Origin of the sequence: Escherichia sp. AM3, assembly GCF_032029835.1 — a bacterium.
Lineage (GTDB): Bacteria > Pseudomonadota > Gammaproteobacteria > Enterobacterales > Enterobacteriaceae > Escherichia > Escherichia coli.
On sequence record NZ_JAVUPQ010000106.1, the window covers coordinates 1 to 6,328 of the forward strand.

General features: G+C 52.0%; 6 protein-coding genes and 1 pseudogene. 2 read left to right on the top strand and 5 right to left on the bottom strand.

Translation table 11 applies throughout. From position 1 onward, the window contains the following. Positions 1-134: 134 nt before the first annotated feature. The 4 genes from RTW80_RS21795 to RTW80_RS21810 are packed head-to-tail and all read right to left on the bottom strand — an operon-like array spanning position 135 to position 4,598. Positions 135-1,553: a DUF1116 domain-containing protein gene (locus RTW80_RS21795; RefSeq protein WP_032247724.1), complete on the bottom strand. Its 1,419-nt coding sequence runs from the start codon at positions 1,551-1,553 to the stop codon at positions 135-137. Next, on the bottom strand, positions 1,553-3,100 hold the full coding sequence (gene fdrA / locus RTW80_RS21800) for an acyl-CoA synthetase FdrA (protein WP_063119082.1): 1,548 nt from the start codon (positions 3,098-3,100) through the stop codon (positions 1,553-1,555). Before fdrA ends, RTW80_RS21795 begins: the two co-directional genes overlap by 1 nt. Continuing rightward, the gene (locus RTW80_RS21805; RefSeq protein ID WP_001310582.1) at positions 3,090-3,953 is read right to left on the bottom strand and encodes a DUF2877 domain-containing protein; all 864 of its coding nucleotides are present in this window, start codon (positions 3,951-3,953) and stop codon (positions 3,090-3,092) included. Before RTW80_RS21805 ends, fdrA begins: the two co-directional genes overlap by 11 nt. Before the next feature lie 39 nt (positions 3,954-3,992). Continuing rightward, positions 3,993-4,598: an ankyrin repeat domain-containing protein gene (locus RTW80_RS21810; protein WP_088474721.1), complete on the bottom strand. Its 606-nt coding sequence runs from the start codon at positions 4,596-4,598 to the stop codon at positions 3,993-3,995. Positions 4,599-4,855: 257 nt separating this feature from the next. On the opposite strand from RTW80_RS21810, the gene RTW80_RS21815 reads away from it, so the two are divergent. Next, a complete protein-coding gene (locus RTW80_RS21815) occupies positions 4,856-5,353 on the top strand; it encodes a DUF1097 domain-containing protein (protein WP_001013892.1) in 498 nt (165 codons plus the stop codon). 91 nt (positions 5,354-5,444) lie between these two features. Beyond that, a pseudogene (locus tag RTW80_RS21820) lies at positions 5,445-6,254 on the top strand (LysR substrate-binding domain-containing protein); the annotation flags it as partial. A 15-nt stretch (positions 6,255-6,269) separates the two neighbouring features. On the opposite strand, the gene RTW80_RS31625 reads toward RTW80_RS21820, so the two are convergent. Beyond that, positions 6,270-6,326: an IS1 family transposase gene (locus RTW80_RS31625; protein WP_003032489.1), complete on the bottom strand. Its 57-nt coding sequence runs from the start codon at positions 6,324-6,326 to the stop codon at positions 6,270-6,272. Between the last annotated feature and the right edge of the window lie 2 nt (positions 6,327-6,328).

The window sequence follows — 6,328 nt, forward strand, 5'->3', positions numbered from 1 at the left end:
CGGATAAGGCGTTCACGCCGCATCCGGCAATGGTGACAAATGCCTGATGCGCTACGCTTATCAGGCCTACAGATTCTTGCGCCATTCGTAGGCCGGATAAGGCGTTCACGCCGCATCCGGCATGAACATGTAGGTCAGACGCCGTAACGTTCGCACCAGCCAAGAATGGCTTTCTCGAAGCAGGCAAAAGGTGGATGCACAATGCCCGCGCCAATCATGCCGACGCCCGCATCTTTATGGGCGATGGCGGTGTTGATCACCGGCAGAATGCCGCTGCTACCCACGCGGGTGATGTCGATTGCCGACGGCACGCCCATAAAACCGAGCAGCGGAATGGTGACGTTGGGGTTTTCACCGAGGGTGATTTCGCGCATCTGACGGGAGAAATCAATAGCTTCTTCCACCGTGCCGCCCACCAGCGCGACGATAGCGGGCGCGGTCGCCATAGCAAATCCGCCAATACCGTAGGTTTCGGTGATGGCGCTGTCGCCGATATCCAGCCCCGAATCTTCCGGCTTATAACCGGCAAACATCGGGCCGATCACCTGCTGCGCCGGGCCGGTAAACCATTGCCCCGGCAGGCCGCTGACCCGCAGGCCGAACTCGACGCCGTTACGCGCCATGGTGGTGACCACGGTGCTGTATTCGATGCCATGCGCCGCATCCATCGCCGCTTTACACATCGCCATCCACGTCGGGCCGGAGAAGTAGTCGCTGCTGGCGACAAACTCAAACACTTCGCGCTGTTGCTCGACGGAATAACCCGCCTGAATAATCCCCGGCGTCAGCGCCTGAATCAGCAGCGTCGTCCCGGCGTTATTGCGGTTATGGCACTCATCGCCCATATGCAGCGCCTGCGCCAGCATTAAGCGCAGATCGATTTCGCCGATAATTTTCATCGCGTCGCGCAGTATTGGTCCCTGCACATCACGCATCCAGTTCAGGCGGTCAATCACGCTCTGGTCGTTAGCGCCCATACGCAAAATCTTCGCCATCTGCTCGCTCATGTTGGTAATAGCGATGTTGCCGTAGGTTTTGTTTTTTACGATGTGCATAAACATCGAGGCCGAGGTAACACCCGCCATCGATCCCACGCAGTCGTGCTCGTGACACGGCGAGAAGGTGATCTCCCCGGAAGCCGCCAGTTCAGCCGCCTCGTCGAGATCTTTCGCCAGTCCTTCGAACACCAGCGCTCCGGTGACCGCGCCTTTCATCGCGCCGCACATTTTTTCCCAGGTGATCGGCGGCCCGGCGTGAAGAATGGTTTTCGCCGTCATGCCCGGCACCACGTTAATCGCCTGATCAAAACCAATCAGCACCGGATGCGACTGGATAATACGCTCCAGCGCCTGCTGGTTAGCGGCGGCGATTTTGTCCGCCAGCGGCGAATCGGCAATGTTATCCAGCGCCTGCACCACCTGCATATTGCCCTGCCCCGGCGGCGTCCAGTCGAGTTGAGTCACTTCTACATGCTGCTTTTTCAGGTCATCGCTAAACATGGCGATGCCGACGTTAATAACGTTCAATGGTTGGCTAAACAGTGACTGGCTCATCAGGCTTCCTCCCCTTTGCAGATAAATTCACGCGCCAGCAATCCGGTATTGGTGCTGCTGCTCGCCAGAATCACTCCGGCATCAAGCAGCATCTGGCTTTGTTGTTCTAACGATGGCGTATCAAGATCGGTACCCAGCACATAGGCGAGAATGATCAACTCGCGTCCTTCGGCAGCGGCGATCGCTTTCGCTTCTTTGATCGCCTCGATGGTGGAGCCGACCGGATCTTCATGCGATCCAAATCCGAGCACAAAATCCATCACGATCACCGCCACTTCTGGATCGCGCGCCTCTTCGATCAAGCGACTGATGCGGTTGGTGGGGTCAATCATTGGATGCGGCTTGCCGTTGGTGAAGTCGTCATCACCAAAGTCGAGGAAGGTGTGTTTGATGCTGCGGTTGATATCTTTCAGGCGGAATTCCGGATCGGGCTGGATATTGCTGTAGACATCGCCATGTTTTTCCATTACCGCGAACATGGTTTCGTCGCACAGCGTGCCGCCGCAGAACAGGCCACGAATGTATTTCTGCTGCGGTTGCAGACGCGCACGCACATCCGCAATCAACGGCTGGTTAAGCGTATGCAGGTCGAGATTTTCCTGTTTCACGCCGGAGAGCATCACCGCTTTTAGCGCTGCCTCTTTGGTGCCGCGGGCAAACTGTAGCCCCTGCTCATCCACTGGCGTTTCGCCACGATCGAGGAAGCAGACGACCACCGGCTTGCGGCAGGCGCGCGCACGTTCCAGCACTTTGCGGGCCACCGCAGGCGCAGGCGGTTTGGAGATAAGCGCAATGATTTCAGTTTGCGGATCGTTTTCCAGCATCCCGATGGCGTCGAGCATCATCAGGCCGCCGATTTTCTCGCTCAGGTCGCGCCCGCCGGTGCCAATCAGTTGCGAAACGCCGCCGCCAAATTCATGAATGCGGACGCTCAACTCCTGACTGCCGGTGCCGGATGCGCCAACAATACCGATGTTGCCGCGACGCACGGCGTTACCAAAACAGAGCGCCGCGCCGTTGATAATCGCCGTGCCACAGTCTGGCCCCATCATCAGCAGCCCTTTTTCGTGGGCCAGTTGCTTGAGCACCAGTTCATCTTCAACTGAGACGTTATCGGAAAACAGCATCACGTTGAGATCGTTTTGCAGCGCCTGACGCGCTTCGCGAGCGGCAAACAGACCGTTGACCGAAATCACCGCCAGGTTACTTTCCGGGATATGCTTTTTGGCGCTGCCAATAGTGGCGTAACGCGCCTCGTGCGAGCCGCTTTGCGCTTTGGTGTTGAACAGTTCTTCAATCTCCACCAGCAACTGCTCGTTGTCCGCACCCGATTTACCATTGATGACAATCATCAGGTCGCCGTTTTTCGCCTGCTCCAGCTCCGGCGTCAGCAGTCCTAAATTCTTCAGCACGCCTTTATTCATTTCGGTCGCCATCGCCACAAATGCCTGCTCGACGCCGTCGAGTTTATTTGCACGCGTGGAGATAGACATCAGCGAGACAGAATCAAAATAGGTATTCGGTTTAATGACTATTTTAACTGACATAATTCCCTCCGTAGGTTTGGCTCAGCGCACAACCATCGGCCATGCCATACAGCATGTCGCAGCCGGAACTGGAGCCAATATGTTTAATTTTTTCTATTGCCTGAGTTGCGTTCCCAGGGATGTCATAAATAATGTTGTGAATAAAACGATGAATATTTTCCCGGCAGCGTTGTTGTAATGCGGCTTCCAGCGTTATGGCACTTAATAATGTGGTATTATTTTTGCCGCGTTGCAGACCGAGATAAAATTCCTCTTTGTATTTTTCCGCCGGATGCCCGGGAATAAATAAAATAAGCGCCAGACCTGTTAAATAATCGTCGGCTGATGGCGTAAGGCCAATCCCTAACCCCATCATACTGGCGACCGCTGAGGCGATATTTTGTTTATCGTTTACGGCCTGAATAACTGCCCGTCGTTTAATATGTAGTTCTTTATTTAACGCCTGATAAAACGGATTATCGCCGCGATAATTAAACAGGGTTTCATTTTCCCCCAGGTGCTGATGAATAATGTCGTGCCACTGTAGCCAGGCGATAAGGTGAAAATTCACAGCGGTCATTTGCAAGGTTGGGGACAGCCAACGCCGACAACGACTCATCTCTATATGAAGATGTTGACCAACCGTAATACCTTGATCGTCAAACTGAACCTTATCACCATGCCGGAACAGATCATCAAAGTGAGTGAGTGCCAACCGACAACTGTTTGGCGCATTGTCGTACTCTTCACAAAGCAGCGTCAGCAACTGCTGGCGAGCCGGGAGTGCGATATTTACCGCTCTGGCAAAGACCTGTTCAACCTGTCCTTGCCCCCGCTGCGCCAGAAAATCCGCATCCGCAGTTAGCGCCCACACACACCGTCTTTCTGGTGTGTTGATAGCAAGCCTCCCGGTTTATGCACCTGCGGCAATCAGTAACTGCGCAATCTCTTCAAAGCCCCGTTCCCGCGCCAGTTCCAGTGACGTTTTGCCATATTTATCGGTCAGATGCGGGCTGGCACCGTGTTCCAGCAATAACTGCACAATCGCCTGCTGTTTAATACCACCATCATTAAGCACAATCGCTTCCAGTAGCGGCGTCCAGCCTACATGGTTGGTCTGGTTAACGTTAATCTCCGTATGCGCCAAAAGCTCTTTTACAATACTTAAATGGCCTTTTTCACAGGCAGGCGTCAGGCCGACACCGCCAAAACGGGTTACGCAATTAAGATCGGGTTTAGCCGGTAAAATAATTCGTAGTAGCGTTAAATCATCGTTCAGACAGCTAATTAAAAAAGGATTTAAACAGGTATGATCTTGCTTATTAATATCCGCTCCGGCATCAATTAATGCCTGAACGCAAGCATATTGCTGATATAAACTTGCCAGCGTAATTGCCGTTTTCCCCTGACGATCGCAGGTATTAATATCGACACCCAGCGCAAGGCAGGTTTTTACTTTATCGATATCACCCTGTTGTGCAGCCAATAAATAGTCGGCAGGTAGATTTTTTATACTCATTCACATTCCCCTGGTTTTTGTGGCTGTTTTCGATGAATTGAGAATAGCAACGATAATCTGATAAAAGAACCCGCTTAAATTTAATTCGCCGTATCTCGCCTTTTTGTTGAATAATATTCAACAATCTTTTCGCAGTGTGCGGTAGTGCAATATTTGTTTCTTTGACCCGATACCCTTTCACTCAATCAGGTTTTATTTCTCTATAGTCTGCACATGTAAGAGTAGCTTTCGTCCATGTCTAACCAGAGGGGAACAAGATGAACGGACTCACGGCAACGGGTGTCACCGTCGGTATTTGTGCAGGGCTTTGGCAGTTAGTGTCTTCACATGTCGGGCTCTCTCAAGGATGGGAATTATTAGGAACCATTGGCTTCGTCGCCTTTTGCAGTTTTTATGCCGCAGGCGGCGGTAAATCGGGGTTTATCAGAAGTCTGGCGGTTAATTATTCCGGGATGGTGTGGGCGTTTTTCGCCGCGCTGACTGCTGGTTGGCTGGCCTCTGTAAGTGGACTGTCCGCGTTCTGGGCGAGCGTAATTACTACCGTACCCTTCTCGGCGGTAGTGGTCTGGCAAGGGCGTTTCTGGTTACTGTCCTTTATTCCCGGTGGCTTTCTCGGCATGACGCTGTTTTTTGCCAGCGGGATGAACTGGACGGTGACGTTACTGGGTTTTCTGGCGGGTAACTGCGTGGGGGTAATTTCAGAATATGGTGGACAAAAATTAAGCGAAGCGACGACTAAACGCGACGGGTATTAAAAGTTATTCAAAAATGATTATCTATCTTTAACCGATACCTCTACAGTCATAGCTGGAGAAATTCATAGTAGATAATGGCGAGAATGGTTTAATGAACTCAATTTTTACCGAAGAGAATCTGTTGGCATTTACTACCGCTGCGCGTTTTGGCAGCTTCAGTAAAGCCGCAGAAGAGTTGGGTTTAACCACTTCCGCCATTAGCTACACCATTAAGCGTATGGAGACGGGGCTGGATGTGGTGCTGTTCACTCGCAGTACCCGCAGCATTGAGTTAACGGAGTCCGGGCGTTATTTTTTCCGCAAAGCTACCGACCTGCTGAATGATTTTTATGCCATCAAACGCAGTATCGATACTATTTCGCAGGGCATAGAAGCGCGTGTGCGCATTTGTATTAATCAGCTGCTTTATACGCCCAAACACACCGCACGCTTGTTACAGGTGCTGAAAAAGCAGTTTCCTACCTGCCAGATTACCGTCACCACCGAAGTGTATAACGGCGTCTGGGATGCGATTATTAATAATCAGGCCAATATCGCCATCGGCGCACCCGATACACTACTGGACGGCGGCGGTATTGATTACACTGAAATTGGCGCGATTCGCTGGGCTTTTGCTATCGCCCCGGATCACCCGTTAGCCTTTGTGCCGGAACCCATCGCCGAAAGCCAACTGCGTCTCTACCCTAATATTATGGTGGAGGACACCGCGCATACGATTAATAAAAAAGTGGGCTGGTTGCTGCACGGGCAGGAGTCAATTCTGGTGCCAGATTTCAACACCAAATGTCAGTGCCAGATTTTAGGTGAAGGAATTGGTTTTTTGCCGGATTACATGGTCCGTGAGGCGATGACGCAATCCCTGCTGGTTACCCGACAAATCCATAATCCGCGCCAGGATTCGGGTAATGACTCCAACTTATTGATAGTGTTTTATGTTCAGATAATGCCCGATGACTTTGTCATGCAGCTCCACCG